Raw genomic sequence first — 25,156 nt, 5'->3', positions numbered from 1 at the left:
TCTTAGGATAGAGTACTGAGGACAAGATGATAGAAGTGGTAGATGGGCAACGTCAGCTCAAGGGTTGTAAACGAATCGTTGTTAAAATCGGATCATCTTTACTCACAGCAAATGGGCAAGGTTTAGATTTGGATGCAATTTCGCATTGGGCGAAACAAATTGCAGATCTATACAATGCAGGACACGAGATTATTCTGGTGTCATCAGGTGCTGTGGCTGAAGGTATGGTTCGGATGAAATTGTCGAATCGACCCACTGATTTACCGAGTCTTCAGGCGTGTGCTGCGATTGGCCAAATGGGCCTCATTCAAACTTGGTCGAGCGTATTGGAAAAGCATTCCATTCAAACGGCTCAAGTTTTATTGACCCACGATGATCTGGCAGATCGTCGTCGTTATTTAAACTCTTGTGATGCTTTGCAGCACTTGATTGATTGGCATGTGGTTCCGGTCATTAATGAAAATGACACGGTGTCCACTGACGAGATTCGCTTTGGCGATAACGATACCTTGGCCGCGATGGTCGCAGGTCAGGTTCATGCGGATTTATTGATTATCTTGACCGATCAGCAAGGCATGTTTGATTCTGACCCGCGTTCTAATCCAAATGCAAAACTGTTCCATACGGTTCGTGCGTTGGATGAAAGCTTGTTTGATATGGCCGGTGGTGGCGGAAAATTTGGTCGCGGTGGTATGCTGACCAAAGTTCGTGCGGCACGATTGGCAGCGAAATCTGGCTGTCCAACCCTGATTGCCAGTGGTGAAAGTGACAATGTGCTTGCCCGTCTGATGTCTGGTGAATTGCTCGGAACATTGTTTATTACCGACAATGACCGTATAACTGCGCATCAACAATGGTTGGCTGCGCATCTACAAACGGCTGGTCGTTTAGTCTTGGATGATGGTGCTGTGAAAGCGATTAAAGAAAACCACCGTAGCTTATTGCCTGTAGGGGTGAAAGCGGTGGAAGGGCACTTTGAACGCGGTGATGTGGTTGAATGTGTGGATACACAGGGTGGTCGTGTTGCTGTTGGTCGGGTCAACTTTAGTTCGCGTTCAGCTGAAATTGTGAAGGGTTTATCTTCAGATAAAGTACATCAGGTGTTAGGTGAAGCTCGCTCACTGGAGATGATTCACCGCAATCATATGGCTATTTACTGATTCGCATATACAGATTTAAAAAATTCCGCTTTAGAGCGGGATTTTTTATGTTTTTTGGAATTATTTAATAATATTTTTGTTAATCAGCGGCTTAAATATAAAGTGATGAATCCATAAAATCCCATCCATCAACTTTTCAGAATATTTCCACCATAACGGTAAACCAGCTAAATTCACAATCAAGGCCATCAAGAACGCACCGAGCATATCAACCGGGAAGTGCACACCGACATACACTCGTGACCATGCAACCAACCAAGCCACCCATATTAAAATTCGACCTAAATCACGTTTAAGTGAGAAGTAATAAGCAAAGGCAATCCCGCTAAAAATACTCATGTGATTACTTGGAAAAGAACCTGTTGGGCTGTGCTCAATTAAGGTCTGACCGACATGTATCACGAATGGTCGCGGGGTATGTAACAACACTGATAATACTTCACTAATCGAAAGCGTAATCGCAGTAAAAATAAAGGCTTTAATAATCCCAGTTTTGGTCTCTCGATTTCCTTTAAACCACGCAAATGCAAAAACAAATAACATCAGATAAAGCAAATCATGTGCAATACAGATTGCATAATTCGTCATGATGGTAGAGGCGTGTTCAGGGACATTCAACGTTTGAAACAGTTGTAAATTAAGATGCTCGATGGACATGGAGGAGGTTAAGCGTATAAAAGACGGCTTACTTTAATCACATATAAACTGAATTAATACAGTGGATTGCAGGAATTTGTAGCAGTGATGTTTCTACCTAAAAATGAATGTATAAAAAACCACCGTTACGGTAGTTTTTTATTGTGCTATAGAATAAAAACACTTATTTAAACTGAATCGTACCATTGGCATTCACGGTAATTTTAGATTCACCCGCTGCTACGACTTGAGCATCAGCAGCTTCAGCACCTGAAAATTTTGCCATATTGGCACGCATCATAATGGGTTGTGGATACTGACTGCTGGTATTCAAATTAAGATTCACCAAGTTATAACCCGATTTATTCCATGACTGGCTTAGCATTTGTGCACGTTGCTGGAAGTTTTTGGATGCTTCTACCATCAGCTCATTTTCAACTTTTTTACGTTGCGCATCTGAAATGCTAAAGTTAATCGATTCAGTCTGGAAGTTTTGTTGCAGTTCGCCAATCAATTGGCTGGCTGCTTTAAAGTCGGTACTTTCAATCTGGATTTCTGCACGACCCCGCCATTCTTTTAACTTGCGGCTATCATTGTCATAAATGGGATACGTGGTTTGAGAGCCTGTTTCGACTTTCACTTGAGGATATTTCTGTGCCAAAGCCATGGCTTGATTTATTAATTGCGTGATTTGTGATGCAAGTTCAGCGGGTTGTTTGTTGCTTTTTTCAATGTATAAAACAGCATGCATTTCATCATTAGACACTTGGCGTGCTGCTTCTGCTTGTATAGTGATGACATTATAATTAAGTTGTTCATTTTGTTGGGCAAAGGTAGATGTACTGAAAGCAGAAGCTAAAACTAGAGTGGATAGAGTGAAGTAACGCATTTTTTTTAGCCTATTTTTGTAAGTAAAATTTGAATCTATATAAGTGATATTAAAGGGTGTTTATGGTGAATTTTAGTAGAGTTTGTGGTGGGATTGTAAAATAAGCTTATAAAAAACCTGTCCATTTTTAATGATAAAATTAAAGAAAAATTATACACTTATAAATTAATTTGCAAGCAGTTTTACTTTATTACACGACATTATCAATAAAAGTATAAGAAAATGAGGTTTTCTTTACGCTGTCACAATGTAAGATGATTATTCAAGTTATAGATTAGCTTGATATTTTTTTCGATAAAATAGAGCAAATAAAGTACCGAAAGTTGTTTATTTTTTAGAAAAATTCGGTATCATCCGCCCTCTAGTTATGACAAATAAATTCAAGTCTGGCTAGAACGATAAAGCACCGAGTCAAAGGACCGCAAGTCACCCGACTTATTTCTTTCAACCCATATCAGAGATGGTAATTCGATATGAGCGTTTCTTCTGTAAATCCTGCCACTAAGTCTACTAACGAATACTATTTGACTCGCCAAAGCCAGATGGAATCCAATGTTCGTAGCTATCCACGTAAATTACCGTTAGCGATAGCAAAAGCCTTAGGCTGCTGGGTTACTGATGTTGAAGGTACAGAGTACCTCGATTGTTTAGCTGGGGCAGGAACATTGGCTTTAGGCCATAATCACCCTGCGGTCATCCAAAGTATTCAAGACACTTTAGCAAGTGGCTTGCCATTACATACTTTAGATTTAACAACACCTTTAAAAGATGCTTTTACTGAAGCATTACTTGAGCAATTACCGGGTGGTAAGGAAGAGTATTGTCTACAGTTCTGTGGTCCGTCTGGTGCAGATGGTACAGAAGCAGCAATTAAATTAGCAAAAACCTATACAGGTCGTAGTACTGTGATCAGCTTCTCCGGTGGCTATCACGGGATGACGCATGGTGCTTTGGCCATGACAGGTAATCTGTCGGCTAAAAATTCTGTGAACGGCTTAATGCCGGGCGTACAGTTTATGCCGTATCCGCATGAATACCGTTGCCCATTGGGTCTTGGCGGTGAAGCCGGTGTAGATGCCTTAACTTACTACTTCGAAAACTTTATTGAAGATGTAGAAAGCGGTGTAACAAAACCGGCAGCCGTGATTCTTGAAGCAATTCAAGGTGAAGGTGGTGTAGTTACTGCGCCGACCAAATGGTTGAAAAAAATCCGTGAAGTGACTGAAAAACACAACATCGTTTTAATTCTTGATGAAGTTCAAGCCGGTTTTGCCCGTTCTGGCAAAATGTTTGCCTTTGAACATGCTGGAATTGAACCTGACGTGATTGTGATGTCTAAAGCCGTTGGAGGTAGTTTGCCGCTTGCAGTGCTCGGGATTAAACGTAAGTTTGATGCTTGGCAACCTGCTGGTCACACGGGTACATTCCGTGGTAACCAATTGGCAATGGGTACAGGTCTTGCAACAATCAAAACCATTAAAGAACAAAACTTGGCTCAAAATGCGCAAGAGCGTGGTGATTTCCTGCAAGCTGAATTGAAAAAGCTTGCTGTTGAATTCCCTTGTATCGGTAACGTACGTGGCCGTGGTTTGATGATTGGGGTTGAGATTGTAGATGAACGCCAGCAAGCAGATCACATGGGCTCATTACCAGGTGATTCTCAATTGGCTGCTGCAATTCAAGCTGCATGCTTCGACAATAAACTATTGTTAGAGAAAGGTGGCCGTAACGGTACAGTGATTCGTTTGCTTTGCCCGCTTATCATCACGCATGATGAGTGTGTTGAAGCGATTGCTCGCTTTAAGAAAGCGATTGCTGAAGCGCTTATTGCTACTCGAGGCGCATAATACATGGTAGATTTTGCAGAACATCGTAAAGCGTTACTCTGCAATGATGCTCAATCTATTGCTGACTATGAGTCAGCAATGGGTGAGGCTACAAAAGCTGTAGCAGCATGGTTGCATAACGATAAAATGTACACCGGTGGCAGCATTAAAGATTTGCGCAGTGCGATTTCTTTTAATGCCACTAAAGAAGGGATGGGGTTACACAAATCTCTTGAGCGTATGGTTGAGCTTTTCTTAAACAAAAGCTTAAAAGTACATCATCCGCATTCACTTGCGCATTTGCATTGTCCGACCATGGTCGCTAGCCAAATTGCTGAAGTTTTAATTAATGCAACTAACCAGTCAATGGATTCATGGGATCAAAGCCCAGCCGGTTCATTGATGGAAGTTCAGTTGATTGATTGGCTACGTCAAAAAGTGGGTTATGGTACAGGTCAGGCGGGTGTATTCACCTCTGGCGGTACGCAATCCAACTTGATGGGTGTATTGCTGGCTCGTGATGCGTGCATTTCGAAAAACTGGAAAGACGAAAACGGTAATCCGTGGTCTGTTCAGCATGACGGTATCCCTGCGGATGCGATGCGTAATGTCAAAGTCATCTGTTCCGAAAATGCACATTTCTCTGTGCAAAAGAACATGGCAATGATGGGCATGGGTTTCCAGTCTGTGGTGACTGTGCCAGTGAACAAAAATGCACAGATGGATATTGTTGCTCTTGAGCAAACTATGGCACAGCTTAATGCGGAAGGTAAAATTGTTGCATGTGTGGTTGCGACTGCAGGTACAACCGATGCCGGTGCGATCGATCCATTAAAAGCGATTCGTGACATCACCAACACGTATGGCGCGTGGATGCATATCGATGCGGCTTGGGGTGGTGCACTTATTTTGTCTAATGACTATCGTTCTATGCTAGATGGTATTGAGCTTTCTGATTCGATTACACTCGATTTCCATAAGCATTACTTCCAAACCATTTCTTGTGGCGCGTTCTTGTTGAAAGATGAAGCGAACTACCGTTTCATGCATTATGAAGCTGAGTACTTAAACTCTGCTTATGATGAAGAGCATGGCGTTCCAAACCTGGTGTCTAAGTCATTACAAACCACCCGTCGTTTTGATGCGTTGAAATTGTGGATGACAGTTGAAGCACTCGGTGAAGAGCTTTATGGTTCGATGATTGACCATGGAGTGAAGTTAACCCGTGAAGTGGCGGATTACATCAATGCCACGGATGGTTTAGAGATGCTGGTGGATCCACAATTTGCTTCTGTATTGTTCCGTGTGATTCCTGAAAGCTATCCGACAGAATTGCTTGATACGCTAAACCAAAACGTTGCAGATGAATTGTTTGCACGTGGTGAAGCGAATATTGGTGTCACTAAAGTGGGTAATGTTCAATCATTGAAGATGACTACTTTAAGCCCAGTAGTAACTCTAGAAAACGTGAAAAACTTACTTGATCTGGTGTTAGCTGAAGCTGATCGTATTAAAGGTCCAATTCAAGCCGGTACATATACACCTGCAATTGACTAATCGATATCGTTGTTTATTGTATTGCAGAAAAGGAGATCAATTGATCTCCTTTTTATTGTGGAGGTGATTTTTAACTCTATTTATATTTAATCAATTCATGCGACGGCACAGTCTCATATTTCAGTAAAAAGTTTAAATTGAGTTGCGTAGACGATGCCTTACTTTTCGGGGATGAGGAATATATTCCGCAAGGTAACAAAAATCCTGGGTTAGGCAAAAGGTACATCCATGTGACCTTTGCCTAACGATGACATCCGTGTCGCCAGTCACGATAGTAGTGTACGGCTTATAATTTCATAGATTAAATAGCAAAAATTTAAAAGACTATAAAATTGGCAATGTAGGTTCCCCCTCCTTGAAGGAGAGGGCTAGGGAGAGGTGATTGTAAATAGCGAGGTATTATGCAAGCTTTGATGAATAATTGATTGATTTTTTAACCGAAAATCTTTTCTATTTCACGCTGCAAATAACGGACTAAATCCCATTTTTCTCAGCAGTTTTCGGTACATGCTCGAACTTCGATCTGCAGGAAAATGTGCTTCCATTGACAAATCTAAAGGCAGATATTCAGGTTTTTGATTTTCTACAATTAAACGATCTTCCTCGAAAATTTTTAAGTTGAAGTCATAGGCATCTTCAACTGGTAAATCTTTGTCATAATTCCGGCAAATCGGGGCAAAAAGCCGAGTTTGACGCGCTGTCATCGGAGAAGCCGCATTCATAATGACTTGTCTAGCTTCATTCGGGAAATGAATGGTCAGTGTAGCAGTAAAGGGTAGGCTAATTTCAAAATGACGCAGCCATTTAAAATCCTGCTGACCGCGTTGATCTAATCCAATCGGATAACGTCCAACACTACTGAAATAGTCGGCAGAAAAGCCATAATCGGTTTCAGTGGTTGTATAGTCAGATACCTCTACATCATCTGGATCACCAAAAGTATCTGAATGCACCCAGGCAAAATGCGCTACATCGATAAAACCTTCCAACTGTCGACCAGCGAAACATTGTATATCTACTTTTGGACAGACCAATTGTTGGTATTCAGCATCCTCCCAAAATGGCATGACTGGAATATTGGGTTCAACATCCTTTGCTGCAGTCAGTGAACACCAAATCAGGCCATACCTTTCTACAGCAGCATACGTTTTTAGATTAAAACGTTCCGATATTTTATGCTCTGGGTGTGCAGGAATACGGTTGCATTTGCCCTGACTGCCAAATCGTAATCCATGATAACGACAAACCACGCCTTGCCCATCATTTTTCCCTAAGCTTAAGGGAATGCCCCGATGAGGACAGGCATCTTTGGCAACAATAAGCTCATTCTCCATCTTGTAAATGACCAAAGGCATATCCAGCAGCATGGTGCCTGTTGGCTGATCTGTAATATCACGGGTAAGGGCAATCGGATACCAATGTTGCGCTAATAAATGCCAGTCGTGTTGTTCAAATGTCATATGTACGGGTAGATCAGGATTAAAAGTGGCAATATTTTTACTGTTCATAACTGAATCTTTTTTCTTTATCTTGAAGTCGAATATAAAACAGCAGCCCGTTCTATGAAATTTCAATTAACTGGATTTGGGATTGCAAAAATTAGAACAGTGAGGTGATGTTGAAAATAAAATAAATCAAATGAAAAAGGCTAAATCAGTGTTAAATTAACTGAAATGATCAACCATCCATATATTTAGATTAAATAATAATCAATTATTTTTAATAATCGTAAATGAATAATTACAATGATAGTCATCAAAAAATAAAAACTTGTGAGATTAAATGTGATGCTATTTATTGATTTTTATAATTTTATTTTTATATAAAAACCGCTATTTCAATTATCATTAAAACGTCACATAGCTGTAACTTCTTTGTCATATTATAAAATCAAAATGCAATGATCGAAAAAGTACAAAACTTTATAAAAAGTAGCGTACTTCAATATTGCATCTAATGAAGAGAGAAAAGAATGCGCTTAAATCACATCGCACTTGCTTTAGCAGTTTCTGGGGCAGCTGTAGCAACAACAGCAAATGCAGCTCGTGACACCATCCAAATCGCTGGTTCTTCAACAGTTCTACCTTATGCAAGTATTGTGGCAGAAGAATTTGGTAACACTTTTCCGCAGTTTAAAACACCGGTTGTGGGTTCGGGGGGGACATCGGGTGGTTTGAAGCAATTCTGTCAAGGCGTGGGTGATAACACCATCGACATCGCCAATGCATCTCGTAAAATTAAAGATTCTGAATTGGCTGCATGTAAAAAAGCAGGCGTAAATCAAGTCATTGAAATTAAAGTGGGTTATGACGGCATTGTATTTGCCTCTAACTCCAAGAAAGCATCTTATAAACTACGTCCACAACATGTATTTGCCGCACTGGCAGCAGAGTTACCTTCAAATGGCAAACTGGTTGCCAACCCGTATACACGCTGGAACCAAATTGACAAATCACTTCCAAATGAACCGATTACTTTAGTCATTCCTGCATCTAACCACGGGACACGTGAAGTGTTTCAGGAAAAAATGGTTGAAGCAGGTTGTGAATCTTACGCATATTTCAAAAATTTAGATAAAGATGCACAGAAAAAAGCATGTTCTAGTTTCCGTAAAGATGGCAAAGTAATTGAAATTGCAGGCGACTATACTGAAACGCTGGCACGTTTAAAAACTTCGCCAAGTGCAGTGGGTGTATTTGGTCTAGGTTTTTATGATCAAAACCGTGACAAATTACGTGTAGCCACAGTGAACAATGTAGTGCCATCCGAGAAAACTATCCTGAATGGTTCTTATCCGGTCTCACGTCCATTGTACTTCTACGTGAAAGGTGAGCACCTTAAATCAATCAAAGGCTTACAACAATATTCTGAATACTTCCTGAATAAAAAAGTTTCAGGTAAAGGTTCCAAGCTGGAAAAAGCCGGTCTGATTTCATTGTCCGATAATGAAAGGGAAAAAGTACTGGCAGATTTAAAAGTCGGTAAAGCGGTGAATTAATTAGAATGAACGAGCTGATGGTAGGTTATTTCTAGCATCAGCTGGTTTGCAAAGACAAGGTTTTTTCAAAGCATGAAAATTAAAAAAATGCCGGAGAATACATGAATCTGCTACTCATCGGTGTGTTATTGGCATTAATTGCCGTAGCCTATCAAATCGGATTGTCGAAAAGCCGTAGCCTAGCAGGTAAGGGGAGTAACTCTGCGAAGTTGCATTCTCGTCCCGGATATTACGGTGCATTGGTGGCTCTATGGTGTGGTATCCCTGCTTTTTTAATTTTACTGGTTTGGAATATTGTCGAACCGAGTATTTTACGACATGTGATTTTGGATAATGTGCCTGCAAATATTGCAGCCACATTAGATCAATCCGGCATGGAAGTGGTGATTGATCGTGTTCAGGCGATTGCCTCTGGTTTTGGCGTGAGTAACCAAGCCGCTGCCTATGAAATTGCAGCAGCACATCAGTTAGCCAGAATTGAAAGCATTAGTTCCTTTGCTAAATTGGCAGTGGTGATCTGTGCCGCTTTAGTGGGTCTGGTGTTGGCAAAAAAACGTATCGCCCAACAATTTCGTGCCCGTAATCAGGTCGAAAAAACCATTAATGTCGCTTTAGCCTTATGTTCTGGTGTAGCAATTTTAACCACCATCGGTATTGTGATGTCGATGTTTAGTGAAGCCATGCGTTTCTTTCACTTCGTCAGTCCACTCGATTTCTTCTTTGGTACAGAATGGAATCCGGGTTTTAGTACATCAGGAAATGCTGAAGGAAGTTATGGTTTACTGCCACTGCTCTGGGGCACACTGATGGTCAGTGGTATTGCACTTTTGGTGGCAATTCCAGTGGGTTTGATGATCGCGATCTATTTGGCTGAATACGCATCCTCTGGCTTTCGCGCTTGGGCAAAACCCGCAATTGAAGTGTTAGCCGGAATCCCAACAATTGTGTACGGTGTATTTGCACTGATGATTATTGGGCCATTTTTTAAAATGCTTGGCGCAAGCGTGGGGCTAGAAATTAATGCTACCAGTGCCTTAACCGCAGGTTTCGTCATGGGCATTATGATTATCCCGTTTGTCTCTTCACTCTCTGATGACATTATTACCCAGGTGCCCCGCGCACTGCGTGATGGCTCTTTGGGACTCGGTGCAACCAAGTCTGAAACCATTCGACAAGTGGTATTACCTGCAGCACTTCCGGGTATTATCGGGGCATTTTTACTCGCGGCATCGCGTGCCATTGGTGAAACCATGATCGTGGTTCTGGCAGCAGGGAATAGTCCATTACTCCATGCTAATCCGCTGGAAGCCATTTCAACCGTAACCATTACCATTGTCAATCAGCTTACCGGTGATACCGACTTTGCCAGCCCGCAGGCATTGGTGGCATTTGCATTGGGTTTAACCTTATTTGTAATTACTTTAGGTCTGAACATTGTTGCACTGTATATCGTGCGTAAATATCGCGAGCAATATGAATGACTACCTCGAATACATCTTCCGTGGATCAGGCGCGTAATCCACGCGTTGCCGCTGAATTACGCGAAAAACGCAAACAAAGAATCAGTAATTCGCTGGCCAAGCGTCATCGCACAGAAAAAATGTTTCGCATGTTCGGCTTTTCAGCAGTCATTACCGGCCTGTTTTTTGTGGTATTGCTATTCGGAAGTATTCTGGCAAAAGGTTTGCCGGCATTTTGGCAAAGCAGTATGACGATTCCGGTCTATTTTGATCCCACTATCATTCATGTAGGTGCGAAGCCTGCGAAAAAAGAGGGCGAATCTCCGGCCCATTTTCAGGAACGCTATATTGCCTGGCAAACTGAAATGGGGATGGTCGACTGGGATGCTTTAATCGTAAATGGATTAATTGTAAAAGATCCGAGTATTGCCTCTAAAGGTGATGAGATCGGAAGCCTGTATACCAGTTCAGAAGCTTACCGCTTACGTGATCTGGTACTGGCAGATCCAGCCTTGATTGGTCAGAAGAAAGATTTAAATATTTTGGCCGATGCCAATGTAGATGTATGGCTGGCAGGAAATATTGATCGCTCATTGCCGGATGATCAGCAGCAATTAAGTCCGGAAGTGCGTCAGCTTGCCGATGATTTAAAAGCCAAGGGGGTGATTAAAAATACCTTTAATACCCATATTTTTACCAATCCAGACTCGCGTAGCTCTCCAGCAACTTCTGGTTTAGCCGGCGCAATCATGGGCTCATTGTTCATGATGCTGATCGTGATTTTTATTTCGATTCCCATTGGCGTGGCATCTGCCATTTATCTGGAAGAGTTTGCACCAAAAAATTTCATTACCGATGTCGTGGAAGTGAATATCAATAACCTTGCAGCGGTACCCTCGATTGTCTTTGGTTTGCTGGGGGCTGCCATTTTTATTGGCTGGATGCATTTACCGATTTCTGCACCATTGGTGGGTGGTCTGGTTTTAAGCCTGATGACCCTCCCAACCGTGATTATTACCACCCGTGCATCGCTTAAAGCTGTACCACCATCGATTCGTCAGGCGGCATTGGGCCTAGGTGCTTCTCGTGTGCAAACGGTATTCCACCATGTATTACCACTGGCGATACCAGGTATCTTGACGGGTGCAATTATTGGCGTAGCACAAGCCTTAGGTGAAACAGCACCGCTGCTCTTGATTGGGATGAGTGCCTTTGTTGCAAGTGTTCCGGCTTCGCCACTGGATCAATCTACGGCCTTACCGGTACAAATTTTCTTATGGCAGGGCAATGAATTACGTAACTTTTTTGAAGGACGTACCGCTGCAGCCATTATCGTCTTACTTGCATTGATGCTGGGTTTAAATAGCCTGGCAATCTGGTTACGCAAGAAGTTTGAAGTGCGCTGGTAAGAGGGGCAATATATGAATACTGTAACAGCGATGTCAAAAACAAATTCCTTAGAACAGGATCAAACCGTGAATCAAGATCAGAAGCAATTTACCTCACCTGAAGTAGATAAAAAGCGTCAAGGGACTTCATATGTTTCTCAATTTGATACCAGTCCTTCGGCTAAAAAAGACAATGAAATAGTCAATGTGAAAATAAGCACCTCAGATGTCCATGTTTACTACGGTCAAGCAGAAGCCATTAAAGGTATTGATATCAATATCTACGAAAATGAAGTGATTGCTTTTATTGGTCCGTCTGGTTGTGGTAAATCAACTTTTCTGCGTACTTTAAACCGTATGAATGACACCATCGATTCGTGCTGGGTGACGGGTAAAGTGATGCTGGATAATCAGGATATCTATGATCCTAATCTGGACGTGGTATTGCTGCGTGCACAAGTCGGCATGGTATTCCAGAAACCGAATCCTTTCCCGAAATCAATTTTCGATAACGTCGCTTATGGTCCAAAACTGCATGGTTTGGCGCGTGACAAATACGACCTTGAAGAAATTGTTGAAAATAGCCTGCATAAAGCCGGACTTTGGGATGAAGTGAAAGACCGTTTAAGCCAGCCGGGTACAGGTCTCTCCGGTGGTCAGCAACAGCGTTTATGTATCGCGCGCACCATTGCAGTTAGCCCGGAAGTAATTCTAATGGACGAGCCCTGTTCAGCGCTTGATCCAATTGCTACGGCGAAAATTGAAGAACTGATTTCAGAGCTTTCGACGCAATACACCATTGCCATTGTGACGCACTCAATGCAACAGGCAGCACGTGTATCAGATCGTACTGCCTACTTCCATTTAGGTGACCTGATTGAAGTGAATGCCACTGAAAAAGTATTTACCCAGCCCGATCATCAATTGACGGAAGCTTATATTACCGGTCGTTTTGGTTAGTAAAATGAAGGTATTGAAAAAAAGGGCTGAGAAGCTCTTTTTTATTTAATTATCCATTTTTTATCACATATTTTTGTCTCAATACGAAATTTGATGGGTTCAGCTGGCAATTATTTAAGCTTTATTTTTTATTTCAATGATGATCTGTAGACATATGTTTTTATGCTGAGGAAATGATTCAATGCCGAAACTGCTTAAAGGAGAAATATCCTTATAATAGGATGATTAATAAAATTCATATTGAATTTTCAAGGTTTTGACCTCATGTTAAAGACAACTGCACATACAATTAGAGAAATCATTTTATATGTTATTCCATACCCCCAAATTGCCGGCTGAAATTCGAATTAGTCATTTAAATGCGCGCGTTAATGAACAACGTAAAAAAATTGCGCAAGCTACGGCGTCTAAATTTGAACTGTTGCAACTGACTCAACAGCTTTCCAAGGAAGCGCGTTTACGTAAAAAGAATAATCAAAAAATTTATGTACTTGATTTTAAGGGAGACACCGCTGCATCTGCGGTAGAAAGTTTACGTGAAGAAATCACCCTGATTTTAGCGACGGCAAAAGTAGGGCGTGACCGTGTAATAGTTCGATTGGAAAGTCCGGGTGGTATGGTGCATGGTTATGGCTTGGCTGCTGCACAACTGGTACGTCTGCGTGATGCAGGCTTTAACCTGACGATTTGTGTCGATAAAGTGGCGGCAAGTGGCGGTTATATGATGGCCTGTATTGCCAATGAAATTGTTTCTGCGCCATTTGCAGTGCTGGGATCTATTGGTGTGGTTGCTCAAGTGCCTAACTTTAACCGTCTGCTAAAAGAAAAGCATATCGATTTCGAGCTTTATACCGCAGGCGAGTTTAAACGTACTGTGACCATGTTTGGCGAAAATACTACTGAAGGTAAAGCCAAATTTGAAGAAGAGTTACAACAAACCCATGAGTTGTTCAAGCACTTTGTTGAAAAATACCGTCCCCAACTAAATGTTGAAAAAGTCGCAACAGGCGAGCATTGGTATGGTAAAGATGCACTTGAATTAAACTTGATCGACAAACTGCAAACTTCAGATGAATATCTGTTGAATTTATTGGCGCAGCATGATGTCTATGTACTTGATATGCGCCGTAAACCGACTTTGGGTGAAAAGCTGGGCTTGCAAGCAGCACAAATGGCAGATGGCTTGGTTCCTGCAATCATGAATAAAGTGATGGAAAGTTTAAGTAAAGCCAATGCAAACTTGGTACAAATGCGTGATCCTAAACTGTAATTTAAATCGCTCTATTATAAAAAAGCTCACATTAGTGAGCTTTTTTAGTTAGGCATCAAAAGTCCTGAAGCAGAAAACATAATAGCGCATTGTGTAGGCTGCTCATTCTGCATGATGGAAATGAGCTTTAAGCGCTTCCCATTTGGCTTGGCGTTTTGCTTTATGCTCAGCCTTTTTTTGTTCTTTTAAGGTCTGATTCGCAATACGCTGCGTTTCATGCCACGCTTCAACACTTGCTTCAACTTCCGATTGTACATCGTCAAAACTCCAACGATAAATCGTCGCTCCGGTTTTTTCAAACAAGGCATCAAGAAACTCTTCAGAATCTTCATAAATATCAATGAGTAATCCTGCAGTACCTAGAGGTAAAGCCTGACTAATTTTACCCAATACAGCTAAATCATTTTTTTCATTATTAATATCATAAGCTCCACCAATTAATGCGCCCGCTGTAAAACCTAAAATAATGCCGAATGGGCCACCTAATATTCCGATAAGTGCCCCCACCAGACTGCCGCTCAAAATGCCAGTATCCTGATCCGGGTTCATTTGTTCTTCAATTTTAAATTGTCCATTTTCTTGACGTTTAAGGAGTGTGATTTCATTAATATTCTGAATTGGTGAATTTTTTAATTTACTAAAATTTTCAAATGCATGGGATGATTCAGGCCATGTGATCAGAACTATATTGTGTGCCATTTTCTTTGACCTACATTGGTTGTGTTGTATGATATTTATACATTTTAAAATTTACAAACTTGGTTAATTTTTGTTGATACTTTGGGTATTTAGCCATATCTGAGTGATATTGATTATTCAATTTTTAGAATAGCTAAAGCTTACTTCGTTATTTTTTTATTTATAAAAAAATGACTTATGCTATTTTAGATACTTTATGAAGACGATTAAAACTATGTGAAGGATGTTAACATTTTTATTATTTTTGGGTTTTTTGACCATTATTCTATTGTCATTTCTGACTTATATTTTTGTTCTTCCAAATCTTAAGAATAAAAATCATCAGACTACTTTTCCATTTTATAGCCTAATTCCAGGCTTGTGGAATAGTTCAATTTTAAAAAACCTATGCGGTAAAAGAAATTATTTTGAACGAGTCGCAATTCAGTTTGATTAATCAAAATATAATAGGTATTTGAGGCTTGAAGAAAATTTAGCGCTTAAGCAAAAGAGTCATCGAGTCTGTTTTGAGTTTTATGATAAATTTTAAAATAAAGGTTTGGGTGAGTCTAAAATATTAAAATGAATTCACACTTCATTCATTCCCAAGCTTATTTTGGTGAGGTTTTACCGCTCTGAATTAGCATTAAACCACCTGTAAACAGAGCACCAATAGTCGCCAGTAACATATCCATATGCGCATCCCAGATATCCCCTTGCTGACCATTATAATTTTCAGCTTCCTCGGGTGATAAAATGAGGGCAATCCACCACTCAATCCATTCATAAATTAAGCTGGCTGCCATAATGAACTGCACCACCAATAAAAACAGCGTAAAAGGTTTAGCCTCAGGCAACCATATATGAAATACACGTAGTAGCGCAGGATAGAGCAGCAAACCACAGGCAAGATGCACTAAACGATCATACATATTACGTGACCAGCCCATCGCTTGGTTGAGGTCGAAACTGAACAGCTGCATGAGCCATTCGTTATAAGGCATATAAGAATACAGATAATGCGCACCCACAATATGGATGAGTAAAAAAATAAGATAGAGCGTAAAACTGCAAAAACTCAGGCCAATTTTCTTCTGGGTAAATAACAAGGCAGCGAGCATAAATAGGGTACCTGCCTGATGCATTAAATATGCTTCAACTTCTAAAGGATGAATACTTGCAATCACCATGGCAAGGGTTAAAAAACCTAAACTAAGCCAGTGTTTGAAGGTAAGCTGGTATTCAATCATCTTGTTATTTTCGACTATAAAGTGTTGGAATTATAATAAAAAAGCGAAGCCGAAGCTTCGCTTTTTCTGACTGAAATTTAATTAGATTTTAGCAATTAAATCTTTAATTTGTTTGGCTTGCTCAGCTGCATTACCTGTATAAGTTGCAGGTGTCATTGTTGCAAGACGTGCACGATCCGCAGCAGGAACAGCCTCAAGTTCATTGCCATTTACGAAGTTCACCATCATTTCGCGAGTCATTGCTTGACCACGAGTCAGGGCTTTTAATTTTTCGTATGGTTTTTCTACATTGTAACGACGCATAACCGTTTGAATTGGTTCAGCCAATACTTCTTGAGCATGGTCTAAATCTTCAGCAATACGTGCAGCATTAAGCTCTAATTTGCCAATCCCTTTTAAGCATGCATCAAAAGCAATTAGGCTTTGTGCAAAACCAACACCCATGTTACGAAGTACAGTAGAGTCAGTTAGGTCACGCTGCCAGCGAGAAATCGGAAGTTTTTCGCCCAAGTGAGCCAATACAGCATTGGCCAAGCCTAAGTTGCCTTCAGAGTTTTCGAAGTCGATTGGGTTAACTTTGTGCGGCATGGTTGAAGAACCCACTTCGCCTTCTTTCAAACGTTGTTTGAAGAAACCTAAAGAGATATAACCCCAAACGTCACGGTTAAAGTCGATCAAGATGGTATTGAAACGACGTAATGCATCAAAAAGTTCCGCCATGTAATCATGCGGTTCAATTTGAGTGGTGTATGGGTTGAAAGCTAAACCTAAAGATTCAACAAAAGCTTGTGAATGAGCAGGCCAGTTAATGTCAGGATACGCTGAATAATGTGCATTGTAGTTACCTACCGCACCATTGATTTTACCCAGCAATTCAACATTGTTAAATTGTTTGATTTGGCGTGCAAGGCGGTAAGCCACGTTTGCCATTTCTTTACCCAGAGTGGTTGGGCTTGCAGTTTGACCATGCGTACGAGACAACATTGGTTGTTCAGCATGAGTTTCAGCCAAAGTTGCAATTGCATCGATGATGCTTTGCATTGAAGCAACCAGAACATCACGACCATTTTTTAACATCAAGGCGTGAGACAGGTTGTTGATGTCTTCAGAAGTACATGCAAAATGAATGAATTCACCGGCATCTTTCAATTCATCAATATGGGCAATCTTTTCTTTAAGAAAGTATTCAACCGCTTTTACATCGTGATTGGTAGTGCGTTCAATTTCTTTAATGCGGTTTGCATCATCTTCAGAGAAATCAGCCACAATTGCATCTAAAGCAGCATTGGTTGCTGCTGAAAAAGCTGGAACTTCAGTGATTTCAGGACGGTTTGCAAGCGCTTGTAACCAGCGCACTTCAACAGTCACACGAGCATGGATTAAACCAAACTCAGAGAGGAAAGGACGTAGAGCATCACATTTGCTCGCGTAGCGTCCATCTAATGGAGAAAGTGCGGTTAAAGCGTTCATAGCGATTCCTTAAACTTTGGAATTGAGGGACCGATACGGTTCAAAAATATGTTGCTTTGAAAATTAAAACTGAGCAAACAAGGCAGAAATGCAAAGAATAGCGAGACTATTTTTAAATTTCATCACCCAGTCTGAGACTGTTCTAATTTCAACCCTGGAGACTTGAGTGTTTTTTATCCTGCTCCCTCATGATTTGCTCACTTAAAACAACTAAGTTTTACAAACCATGCCTTCGCATCATTAAAAAATACGCATCATCATCATTATTTTTGCAGCATATACGGTCCCGATGTAAAACAAAGCCCGCACAGCATCAGTTAAACCACCTGATACTGTAAACGGGCAAGATCTTGAATATCTTGAAGCAGCTTACGCTTACTGAAAATCATACCCCATGAACTGCCGCCAATCTGACGCCATAAGTGCGCCAGTTGCAGGCCAGTAAACAGGGAAGCGCGAATACGATTGGTATGGGAAGTATCTTTAAATGCCTGTGCATTGCCTTTGACCATAATGCGTGGATTAATTTGTCCCGCGGTTTCAATATAGGCTTGGGCAAGATTGGCAATAATGCTGGGATGAAGATAATTATTATCAAAAAACGATAGTTGTTTCAGGATTTTTTGTTGTGATTTTTCAATGATTTCGACAAATTTTGGATTGCTATAAACTTTTTTCTCTAACTGTAACAGAGCCATGGCATAGCTCATTGGCAACTTGGCGCTAGAGAGTTTGGGTAAACGAGATTTGGGAGAAGTATTAAACGGTTGGTTAATACTGTTTTCTAAAGTTTTTAAACCGAGGGAAATATCGGCAAGCTGATTAAAAAAATCTAAGGTCTGGCAGGATTCGTTGGCAGTTGGACGGATATTCAGACTGGCTTTGATGAGTTGTTCTAAATAGAAGCTACCACTTTCACCAATACTCTGCTGTCCCGACATGGCGGTCATATGGGTTAGCTGTGTCGATTGGAACACAGCTGCCAACGCCAAAGCACGGTTTTGGCGTATATTCAAAGTTTGAGGCTGTTGAAAGGGTAACTCAGCCATGCCTATCGCTTCCTTTTAAATAAAATCAGGTCTTGGCGCATTGGTATGATGAATCACACCGCCACCTAAACAAACTTCATCTGCGTAGAACACTACACTTTGTCCTGGAGTCACCGCACGTTGCGGTTGGTCAAATTCAACACGTACACCGTTTGGCGTATTGCTGTCTTTATAAATCACACAGTCTTGATCGGGTTGGCGATAACGGGTTTTCGCAGTGCAGCGGAAACCTGTTTCTGGAATTTCTTGCTCACCGGCTACCCAGTCAATCGCTTCACTCCAAAGTATAGTACTTTGCATGAGTGGATGTTCATGACCCTGACCAATAACAAGACGGTTGTTTTCAATATCTTTATAAAGAACAAACCATGCACCTTCAGATTCGCCTTTAAGACCGCCTAATCCGATGCCGCCACGCTGACCGAGCGTATAGTACATTAAGCCGTGATGTTCACCAACCTCTTTACCTGTATCTAATAGAATTTTTCCAGCTTGCGCAGGCAAATACTGTTTCAAGAAGTCATTAAAACGACGTTCGCCAATAAAGCAAATCCCGGTTGAGTCTTTTTTCTTCGCTGTAGCCAAACCTAATTCTTCAGCAATACGACGAACTTCCGGTTTTTCAATTTCACCTACAGGGAACAAAGTTTTGTTAATTTCACGCCCATGTACTGCATGCAAGAAATAAGTTTGATCTTTGTTTTGGTCAAAGCCGCGTAATAAAGGCGCGTATTGTTCACCACGCGAGTTGATCAGGGTTTCACCGCGACGGCAGTAATGACCTGTCGCAATAAAGTCTGCGCCCAGGTTCACGGCATGGTCTAAGAAGGCACGGAACTTGATTTCTTTATTACATAAAATGTCCGGGTTTGGAGTGCGGCCAGCCGCATATTCCGCCAGGAAGTGCTCAAAGACACGATCCCAGTATTCCATGGCAAAATTGGCAGTATGCAATTTGATGCCAATCTTGTCACAGACGGCTTGCGCATCGGCCAGGTCTTCCATGGCCGTACAATATTCCGTGCCGTCATCTTCTTCCCAGTTTTTCATGAAAAGTCCTTCAACTTGATATCCTTGTTGAAGAAGAAGTGCGGCAGAAACAGAAGAATCTACACCACCAGACATACCGACGATGACACGTTGTTGCATAGGATTAAGCATCCAAAGTTGAAATTAAGGGAGAATTTTGGTGCTCGTAAATGAGCGATAAAGGATATTTTTGACCAGATAAAGCATCTTCCACGGCTTTAATCACTAGGGGACTACGTGCTCGTGCAGACTCTTTTAACTCATCCAGCGTCATCCAGACTGCACCAATAATACCTGTATCGAGCTTGGCATCCGGATGATATTGAACATCACGTGCCAAGAAGCAAAAACGATAGTAAGTGCGGTCAGGGAACATTGGAGGAGTATACGTATAGATGCCAAGCAATGATTCGATTTCGACATCATGCCCGGTTTCTTCCATGGTTTCGCGAATAGCCGCCTGAATAACGGTTTCTCCAGCTTCGACATGACCTGCAGGCTGATTGAACACGGTATGGGTTACGCCTTCAGTATGTTCTTCAACAAAGAGGAATTTACCGTTCTTTTCTACAACGGTGGCTACGGTAACGTGAGCTGTCCAAGCAGTCATTGAAAAGCACCATGGGAAAGAAAGCACTATTCTACAAAATTTAGGGGGCGGTGGCTATGTAGAGGGAGGGATTTCTTTGATTCTGTCAGTAATTGAGACTTTGAAACAAGGATAGGGGAATATAAATAAATGAAGGAATGTTAAAAGTTTTACGATTAATAGGTATTGGGCTGATATCAACTTAGCAAAATACAAAAAAGCTTTTTTGAGGAAAAAGCTCCCCCTTCAAAAAGAGGGAGCCTTAATATACTTTTGGTACTATTAAAAAATATATAAAAATGAGTAAATTTTATTGCTCTCAGCGCCTAGCCATGACTGAACTACTAAACTTTCTGCACTATTTCACATTACAGTTATTTGGAAATTTCCCTTGTTCCACCGAACTGATAAAGTTTCCAATCAGGGTTGGACTTTGTCTCAGGGAATCACGATGATCGCCACCTTTAACCTCATGGAATTCGATAGGTTTTTTCATTTTGCAAATCTGCTGAAAATAAGCATAAGTTCCACGAGGATCGACCAGCTGATCTTTATCCCCCTGTACCAGCATCACAGGTACCGTAGGTATCATATTTTCAATCGACTGTTTTTTTAAATAAGTAATCAGAGGTGTCAGATTGGCATCTGGTTTGAAAACTGTTTTTGGTGCTTGTTTTAAGTCCTCTTGCAATTCTGAAAGACAACGACTACGCGCAAAAGTAAGAATTTTATTCATCTCGGGAGTCACGAGATTCGCAGGGTTAAGACTTGGCTCTGCTGCTTCAGCACCCAGAAGAACGATAGGAAAAAACGAGGCAACACTAGGTGAAATCTGAGAGTAAGTTTTTACATATTCAGCAATTCCCTGATATTGATAACCTCCCGGCGCAAGGGCAATTGCCCCCCGAAGTTTGAACTCTGGCGCATATTTTTGCCCATGTGCTGCTACCATAATAGTGGCAGCACCGCCTTGGCTATGTCCCATGACATACCAGTCTTTACTAAACTGATCAGGTTTTAAAAAATGGGCTGCTCTTACAGCATCGACGACAGTGTGCAACTGGCTCTGGGCATTCATATAGGGATGTAAGGTGGGCGTACCCAAACCTTGATAGTCGGGTGCAACCACTGCATAACCTCGCGCAAGCCAGGCATTTAGAGCATTTGCTGCGATTTGCTGGTAGACATGTACCGGCCCGCCCACATAATCCTCGGAGGGTGCACAGGTATCTGCCACACCGGTTGTACCATGAGCCCAGGCTAGGACAGGCCAGCCACCTTTGGGGGGCTTGCCCTTAGGCAGTAAAATGAATCCAGAAGTTACGATAGGCTCGGAATATATTCCACGACTGCGATAATTAATTAAAAACCGTTGTGAAGCATTGGTAAATAGATCGGGATTTTGCTCTTTTATAGACAGGAGCGTACCTGGTGTTTTTGCTGCAATATCAGATAACTGGGTTTTGTCTTGATTGGTAGGGACAGGAGCAGCGAACACATATGCAGAACCCAAGCACAGGCAGCTGACTATAATTTTTGAAACAGGATTTTTTATTTTCAGCATGGAAATATTCTCCACTCTTATATCTAAAATTAGATATTTATCTTAAAATTGTTGAGTTAAAGATAAGCCCTAACTAATTTACAATAAATCAAAATAATAGATACTTCTTTTGGTAAGTTGTATTTTTTTCATTTGAATATCTCAGGATTTAATTATTTTTATATAAATCAAATTTTTAAATCATAGGGGTGAGTTTTATAATAGAGAGGATTGATTTTTTATAATTATTTCTTAAATAACCCCAATCCTGTTTAAGCCAATGATTCCATAATTTGAATTGTTGGCTTATTTCGATGTGTTAATTGATACGCACATAATGAAGCATAAATCACACTTAAAAAGCCTGAAATACTCCGTGCTTTACTTGTCACTAAATTATAGTGTTCTTTCAATAGACTGAATATCGTTTCTATTTTATTACGCTATTTTAAGTGATACTCATCTGATTCAGAAAGTTGAACAGACTTCATGTTCTTTCGATGATAGGTAATTAACCCGAATCCTGCTTAAGGAAGTGAGATCATTTATCCTGAGACTTATCCATCAGTTTGAGCATAAAAAAGTCTATGATTTGATACCACTAAAAACTGATTAAAATTAATCATAAAATTATAGTTATTTTATGATTTTAAAGAAAAAACCTTATCCGCGATTCGGGTTAATTAACAACTTAATTTATTTATCATAAAGAAGAGGAATATATTAAAAAACTGCCTATGGAGGTTTTTTAATATATCTCATCTTTAATTTCATATCGTATTTTTATACGAAATTAGTCCTGTCCTAAATAATTATTTGCCACCTTCACATAATGACGCGCTGAATAAGGTAAAAATTCTTTTTCTTTATCCGTTAAAGGGCGGACTTTTTGTACTGGGCTGCCAACATATAAATAACCACTTTCAAGCCGTTTGCGTGGGGGAACTAAAGAACCTGCACCAATCATCACATCATCTTCAATAATGACATCATCTAAAACAATGCTGCTGATACCAATTAAAACACGATTACCAATGCTACAGCCATGTAATTTGACATGATGACCAATAGTGACATCTTCACCAATAATTAACGGTGAGCCTTCGGGTTTATCAGCTTTCTTGTGGCTGACGTGCAGCATCGCATGATCTTGCACATTAGAGTTTTTACCAATATGAATATGATTCACATCACCACGAATCACCGCAAAAGGCCAGACTGAAACATTTTCAGCCAAAGTCACGTCACCAATCACCACGGACATTTCATCAATATAGCAAGTGGCATCAATTTTAGGATGGTATTCTAAATAAGAGCGAATATTCTTTTTCATGATGGGAGTTCGGGGCAAGGGAATGGAGTCATTATAAAATAAAAAAGCACCCCAAACGAAGTAAGGATGCTTTGGTCTAAGTTAAAAATTAAACTTAGAATAAGTTACTAAAGAATTGTTTGATATGGTCGATTATTCTTGCAAAGAAACCTGCTTCTTCAACATCTTGAAGTGCAACCAATGGTTTTTCTGAAATTACTTTACCATCAATGCTTGCAACAAATTTACCAATCACTTGACCCTTTTTAAGAGGTGCAGTGAGTTTAGGTTGAACCACCAATTGAGTTTTAATCGCATTTGCCTGACCTTTTTGCATAGTCACATTGAAATTCTCGGCTAAGCCGATTTTTACGTCATTGTCTTTACCGTACCAAACTTTCGCTTTCGCTAAAACCTGATTGGCAGGTTGAACTTTGACGGTTTCAAAGTTTGCATAACCCCAAGCCAACATTTCACGTGTTTGAGATGCACGCTCGTTCATGCTTGGCGCACCAAAAATCACTGAAATTAAACGCAATGGACCGCGTTTAGCAGAAGTGGTTAAGCAATAACCTGCTTCTTCAGTATGACCGGTTTTTAAGCCATCCACACTTGGGTCGGTATAAAGCAAGGCATTACGGTTGCCTTGTTTAATGCCGTTAAACGAAAATTCTTTTTCTGAATAGATCGGGTAATACTTTGAACTGTCATGAATGATATGTTGCGCAAGCATCGCCATATCTTTTGCAGTCGAGTAGTGACCTTCAGCAGGCATACCAGTTGAATTGATGAAGCTGGTATTGGTCATGCCGATACGTTTTGCTTCTTCATTCATCATGTGAGCAAAAGTGCCTTCATTCCCGGCAATATGTTCTGCCATGGCTTTAGAAGCATCATTACCTGACTGGATGATAATTCCGCGAAGCATTTCCAGTGCTGTTGCGGTAGCATTCAGCGGTACATACATACATGATTCTGTACTACTGCCACGACACCAAGCTGATTCGTTCATACGAACTTTTTCATCTTCCGTGAGATCACCACCCAATAACTTCTGTTCGATGATGTAACTGGTCATCATCTTGGTCATTGAAGCCGGTGCTAATTTTTCATTTTCATTTTTTGCTGCGAGGATTTGCCCCGTCTCATAGTCCATCAAAACATAAGATTTATTATTGAGTTCTGGTGGTGCAGATAAGACAGTTGCTGCGTATGTGAAACTCGGTAAAAGTAATAATGCAGCAAGGGCGCTTTTTCTGGTCATTCTAGGTGGTTCCAATACGTGAATAAGGCACAAAGAGCCTAGCATTCTAGGATAAAGCTAGACCGACTTCTATGGGGAAATCGGCTTATTTTAAAAGTATTGTAACCAATTTGTATTAATTGCTGTAAGTGGTCAGTTCTTGACAAATTTCTTTGTTTTTTGCATCTCCGGCTTTTTTCGCATCGCTACGTGCTTCTGCTAAAATTGATTTAAATTTTTTCTCTTTGCTGAGCTTGGATAAGGCTGAAGCTGCATCCTTTTCCTGAGGTAAATATTCTTGTGCAAGTTTGGAATATCCTCTCTTAAATTGAGCATCATCTTTTACCAGACTTGGGCAGACTTCTGACAATACATAAATGGCAGCTAGTTCTTGTTGAGTAATTTTTTGAGTGGGAGTCACATTAATATTTTCTTCTTGTTGTGTTGCAGCGTGAGTTACTGAAACTGTCATTAGAGCAGTGGTCAATAGACCTAAAGATAGCGATTTAAACATAGATAATTTCATTTAAGCAGACCTGAATTATTTAAAAAATAACAATGAAAATAAGCTTAACCGTATTTTGGGTAATTGTAAGTACTCAAATGTATTGAAGCTGTTGAAAATTGAAGAATAAATGAAGGAGGTTTAAAAATGGCATTGGGGGGTTATATGTATTTTATGAAAAAATAGGCAGGCAGGTGGATAATCTGCATGCCCATTTATTGAATACTCAATAGGCTGAACATTCTATAGGTATGATCTGTTGTGAATTATGCTTCGTAATTTATCACGTCATCACAAACTGATTTTTGTTCATCTTTACTGGTTTCTTTTGCAGCCTGACGCGC

21 protein-coding genes and 1 pseudogene are annotated in these 25,156 nt (G+C 40.6%); 8 read left to right on the top strand and 14 right to left on the bottom strand.

The annotated features are described in order from the left end of the window. Nucleotides 1-26 precede the first annotated feature (26 nt). Nucleotides 27-1,160 (top strand): glutamate 5-kinase, encoded by a 1,134-nt coding sequence (gene proB / locus ACKI4H_RS18110; protein ID WP_407308257.1) that lies wholly within the window; start codon nt 27-29, stop codon nt 1,158-1,160. 60 nt (nt 1,161-1,220) lie between these two features. Here the strand turns inward: proB and ACKI4H_RS18105 are convergent, their stop codons facing one another. Together ACKI4H_RS18105 and ACKI4H_RS18100 are read right to left on the bottom strand one after the other, a co-directional pair. Further along, nucleotides 1,221-1,817, bottom strand: a complete 597-nt coding sequence (locus ACKI4H_RS18105; RefSeq protein ID WP_407308255.1) for a phosphatase PAP2 family protein — start codon at nt 1,815-1,817, stop codon at nt 1,221-1,223. Nucleotides 1,818-1,980: 163 nt separating this feature from the next. After that, a complete protein-coding gene (locus ACKI4H_RS18100) occupies nt 1,981-2,685 on the bottom strand; it encodes an SIMPL domain-containing protein (protein WP_407308253.1) in 705 nt (234 codons plus the stop codon). Between the two features lie 473 nt (nt 2,686-3,158). Between ACKI4H_RS18100 and ACKI4H_RS18095 the strand changes: the two genes are divergently transcribed. Together ACKI4H_RS18095 and ACKI4H_RS18090 are read left to right on the top strand one after the other, a co-directional pair. Beyond that, entirely contained in the window at nt 3,159-4,532 is a 1,374-nt protein-coding gene (locus tag ACKI4H_RS18095) for a diaminobutyrate--2-oxoglutarate transaminase (RefSeq protein WP_407308251.1), read from the top strand. 3 nt (nt 4,533-4,535) lie between these two features. Continuing rightward, the gene (locus ACKI4H_RS18090) at nt 4,536-6,068 is read left to right on the top strand and encodes a pyridoxal phosphate-dependent decarboxylase family protein (protein ID WP_407308249.1); all 1,533 of its coding nucleotides are present in this window, start codon (nt 4,536-4,538) and stop codon (nt 6,066-6,068) included. A gap of 455 nt (nt 6,069-6,523) precedes the next feature. Here the strand turns inward: ACKI4H_RS18090 and ACKI4H_RS18085 are convergent, their stop codons facing one another. Further along, nucleotides 6,524-7,576, bottom strand: a complete 1,053-nt coding sequence (locus tag ACKI4H_RS18085) for a Rieske 2Fe-2S domain-containing protein (protein WP_407308247.1) — start codon at nt 7,574-7,576, stop codon at nt 6,524-6,526. A gap of 464 nt (nt 7,577-8,040) precedes the next feature. On the opposite strand from ACKI4H_RS18085, the gene ACKI4H_RS18080 reads away from it, so the two are divergent. From ACKI4H_RS18080 to sohB, 5 genes are all read left to right on the top strand, one after another. Beyond that, a complete protein-coding gene (locus tag ACKI4H_RS18080; protein WP_407308244.1) occupies nt 8,041-9,066 on the top strand; it encodes a substrate-binding domain-containing protein in 1,026 nt (341 codons plus the stop codon). A gap of 101 nt (nt 9,067-9,167) precedes the next feature. Further along, a complete protein-coding gene (gene pstC, locus ACKI4H_RS18075) occupies nt 9,168-10,547 on the top strand; it encodes a phosphate ABC transporter permease subunit PstC (protein ID WP_407308242.1) in 1,380 nt (459 codons plus the stop codon). Beyond that, a complete protein-coding gene (gene pstA / locus ACKI4H_RS18070) occupies nt 10,544-11,935 on the top strand; it encodes a phosphate ABC transporter permease PstA (RefSeq protein WP_407308240.1) in 1,392 nt (463 codons plus the stop codon). The genes pstC and pstA overlap by 4 nt, the downstream gene beginning before the upstream one ends. Nucleotides 11,936-11,947: 12 nt before the next feature. Next, on the top strand, nt 11,948-12,874 hold the full coding sequence (pstB, locus tag ACKI4H_RS18065; protein WP_407308238.1) for a phosphate ABC transporter ATP-binding protein PstB: 927 nt from the start codon (nt 11,948-11,950) through the stop codon (nt 12,872-12,874). Between the two features lie 307 nt (nt 12,875-13,181). Beyond that, a complete protein-coding gene (gene sohB / locus ACKI4H_RS18060) occupies nt 13,182-14,144 on the top strand; it encodes a protease SohB (RefSeq protein WP_407308236.1) in 963 nt (320 codons plus the stop codon). A 102-nt stretch (nt 14,145-14,246) separates the two neighbouring features. Here sohB and ACKI4H_RS18055 read toward each other — a convergent pair whose 3' ends face one another. From ACKI4H_RS18055 to ACKI4H_RS18005, 11 genes and pseudogenes are all read right to left on the bottom strand, one after another. Continuing rightward, nucleotides 14,247-14,843 (bottom strand): hypothetical protein, encoded by a 597-nt coding sequence (locus ACKI4H_RS18055; protein ID WP_407308234.1) that lies wholly within the window; start codon nt 14,841-14,843, stop codon nt 14,247-14,249. Nucleotides 14,844-15,433: 590 nt separating this feature from the next. Next, nucleotides 15,434-16,072 (bottom strand): DUF2238 domain-containing protein, encoded by a 639-nt coding sequence (locus ACKI4H_RS18050; protein WP_407308231.1) that lies wholly within the window; start codon nt 16,070-16,072, stop codon nt 15,434-15,436. 81 nt (nt 16,073-16,153) lie between these two features. Then, complete coding sequence (gene purB / locus ACKI4H_RS18045) at nt 16,154-17,542, bottom strand: adenylosuccinate lyase (protein ID WP_407308229.1); 1,389 nt, start codon at nt 17,540-17,542, stop codon at nt 16,154-16,156. Between the two features lie 317 nt (nt 17,543-17,859). Beyond that, nucleotides 17,860-18,591 (bottom strand): high frequency lysogenization protein HflD, encoded by a 732-nt coding sequence (gene hflD / locus ACKI4H_RS18040; RefSeq protein ID WP_407308227.1) that lies wholly within the window; start codon nt 18,589-18,591, stop codon nt 17,860-17,862. A gap of 15 nt (nt 18,592-18,606) precedes the next feature. Continuing rightward, complete coding sequence (mnmA, locus tag ACKI4H_RS18035) at nt 18,607-19,740, bottom strand: tRNA 2-thiouridine(34) synthase MnmA (protein ID WP_407308225.1); 1,134 nt, start codon at nt 19,738-19,740, stop codon at nt 18,607-18,609. Between the two features lie 4 nt (nt 19,741-19,744). Continuing rightward, nucleotides 19,745-20,230, bottom strand: coding sequence for an NUDIX hydrolase (locus ACKI4H_RS18030; RefSeq protein WP_407308223.1), 486 nt, complete (start codon nt 20,228-20,230; stop codon nt 19,745-19,747). 337 nt (nt 20,231-20,567) lie between these two features. After that, nucleotides 20,568-21,773: an alpha/beta hydrolase family protein gene (locus ACKI4H_RS18025; RefSeq protein ID WP_407308221.1), complete on the bottom strand. Its 1,206-nt coding sequence runs from the start codon at nt 21,771-21,773 to the stop codon at nt 20,568-20,570. A gap of 251 nt (nt 21,774-22,024) precedes the next feature. After that, a pseudogene (locus ACKI4H_RS18020) lies at nt 22,025-22,276 on the bottom strand (transposase); the annotation flags it as partial. Between the two features lie 269 nt (nt 22,277-22,545). Next, nucleotides 22,546-23,085, bottom strand: coding sequence for a gamma carbonic anhydrase family protein (locus ACKI4H_RS18015; RefSeq protein WP_407308218.1), 540 nt, complete (start codon nt 23,083-23,085; stop codon nt 22,546-22,548). Between the two features lie 94 nt (nt 23,086-23,179). Continuing rightward, on the bottom strand, nt 23,180-24,328 hold the full coding sequence (gene dacC / locus ACKI4H_RS18010; RefSeq protein WP_407308216.1) for a D-alanyl-D-alanine carboxypeptidase PBP5/6: 1,149 nt from the start codon (nt 24,326-24,328) through the stop codon (nt 23,180-23,182). A gap of 115 nt (nt 24,329-24,443) precedes the next feature. Next, nucleotides 24,444-24,833 carry an MCR_0457 family protein gene (locus tag ACKI4H_RS18005; protein ID WP_407308214.1) on the bottom strand — a complete coding sequence of 130 codons (390 nt, stop codon included), beginning with the start codon at nt 24,831-24,833 and terminating at the stop codon, nt 24,444-24,446. Nucleotides 24,834-25,156: the final 323 nt, after the last annotated feature.

The organism is Acinetobacter sp. (assembly GCF_045628685.1).
GTDB lineage: Bacteria > Pseudomonadota > Gammaproteobacteria > Pseudomonadales > Moraxellaceae > Acinetobacter.
The sequence above is the reverse complement of the archived record's forward strand: the minus strand, read 5'-3'. Positions and strand labels throughout refer to the sequence as shown.

Bases quoted from the DNA above. Each gene is read 5' to 3' on its own strand.
- ACKI4H_RS18055 (WP_407308234.1), bottom strand. From the start codon at position 14,843: ATGGCACACAATATAGTTCTGATCACATGGCCTGAATCATCCCATGCA.
- sohB (WP_407308236.1), top strand. From the start codon at position 13,182: ATGTTATTCCATACCCCCAAATTGCCGGCTGAAATTCGAATTAGTCAT.
- pstB (WP_407308238.1), top strand. From the start codon at position 11,948: ATGAATACTGTAACAGCGATGTCAAAAACAAATTCCTTAGAACAGGAT.
- ACKI4H_RS18025 (WP_407308221.1), bottom strand. From the start codon at position 21,773: ATGCTGAAAATAAAAAATCCTGTTTCAAAAATTATAGTCAGCTGCCTG.
- ACKI4H_RS18080 (WP_407308244.1), top strand. From the start codon at position 8,041: ATGCGCTTAAATCACATCGCACTTGCTTTAGCAGTTTCTGGGGCAGCT.
- ACKI4H_RS18105 (WP_407308255.1), bottom strand. From the start codon at position 1,817: ATGTCCATCGAGCATCTTAATTTACAACTGTTTCAAACGTTGAATGTC.
- ACKI4H_RS18090 (WP_407308249.1), top strand. From the start codon at position 4,536: ATGGTAGATTTTGCAGAACATCGTAAAGCGTTACTCTGCAATGATGCT.
- ACKI4H_RS18015 (WP_407308218.1), bottom strand. From the start codon at position 23,085: ATGAAAAAGAATATTCGCTCTTATTTAGAATACCATCCTAAAATTGAT.
- pstA (WP_407308240.1), top strand. From the start codon at position 10,544: ATGACTACCTCGAATACATCTTCCGTGGATCAGGCGCGTAATCCACGC.
- ACKI4H_RS18095 (WP_407308251.1), top strand. From the start codon at position 3,159: ATGAGCGTTTCTTCTGTAAATCCTGCCACTAAGTCTACTAACGAATAC.
- ACKI4H_RS18050 (WP_407308231.1), bottom strand. From the start codon at position 16,072: ATGATTGAATACCAGCTTACCTTCAAACACTGGCTTAGTTTAGGTTTT.
- purB (WP_407308229.1), bottom strand. From the start codon at position 17,542: ATGAACGCTTTAACCGCACTTTCTCCATTAGATGGACGCTACGCGAGC.
- ACKI4H_RS18100 (WP_407308253.1), bottom strand. From the start codon at position 2,685: ATGCGTTACTTCACTCTATCCACTCTAGTTTTAGCTTCTGCTTTCAGT.
- ACKI4H_RS18005 (WP_407308214.1), bottom strand. From the start codon at position 24,833: ATGAAATTATCTATGTTTAAATCGCTATCTTTAGGTCTATTGACCACT.
- mnmA (WP_407308225.1), bottom strand. From the start codon at position 19,740: ATGCAACAACGTGTCATCGTCGGTATGTCTGGTGGTGTAGATTCTTCT.
- pstC (WP_407308242.1), top strand. From the start codon at position 9,168: ATGAATCTGCTACTCATCGGTGTGTTATTGGCATTAATTGCCGTAGCC.
- dacC (WP_407308216.1), bottom strand. From the start codon at position 24,328: ATGACCAGAAAAAGCGCCCTTGCTGCATTATTACTTTTACCGAGTTTC.
- hflD (WP_407308227.1), bottom strand. From the start codon at position 18,591: ATGGCTGAGTTACCCTTTCAACAGCCTCAAACTTTGAATATACGCCAA.
- ACKI4H_RS18085 (WP_407308247.1), bottom strand. From the start codon at position 7,576: ATGAACAGTAAAAATATTGCCACTTTTAATCCTGATCTACCCGTACAT.
- proB (WP_407308257.1), top strand. From the start codon at position 27: ATGATAGAAGTGGTAGATGGGCAACGTCAGCTCAAGGGTTGTAAACGA.
- ACKI4H_RS18030 (WP_407308223.1), bottom strand. From the start codon at position 20,230: ATGACTGCTTGGACAGCTCACGTTACCGTAGCCACCGTTGTAGAAAAG.